This is a genomic window from Staphylococcus sp. 231237_7MaSpsaltlick (assembly GCF_043107035.1).
Genome location: NZ_JBICNX010000411.1, coordinates 1 through 423, shown reverse-complemented (window position 1 = coordinate 423; position 423 = coordinate 1). Strand labels below are relative to the sequence as shown.

The 423-nt window shown below is 30.3% G+C and carries 1 protein-coding gene; it reads right to left on the bottom strand.

The window, feature by feature from the left end:
* Positions 1 to 410 (bottom strand): glycosyltransferase (locus ACF91D_RS32130; protein WP_392438760.1); only part of this gene is annotated, 410 nt, incomplete at its 3' end.
* Between the last annotated feature and the right edge of the window lie 13 nt (positions 411 to 423).

The window sequence follows — 423 nt, the reverse complement described above, 5'->3', positions numbered from 1 at the left end:
TTACTGATGTGCAAATAATTATTATGTTTTGATTCAAGTAAAAAATTATTCTTTTTAGCCACTTCATAATCTTCAACACTTTGAGTAAAAATATAATCTGTCGCTAATTTACCTATCCACTTTTCGATATTAAAATACACTTTATATTGGACTGTATTCATTTCATCATGGAAGTAAAAACCATGAGCAGTATATATTATTGTTTTTACACGAGCTAATTTAGCTGCAATCCTACCCAACACTGCTGCAACAGGTGTGTGAACATGCACAATATCAGGCTTAATTTGTCTAAATAATTTGACCATCTTTAAAATAGATTTCAAGTTATTCACAGGACTGATTTTTCTATCAATATTTATATTATGAACATGCACACCTTGCTTTTCGAGTTCATCTTGTTGTTCCCCCATAGTACTAATGCAA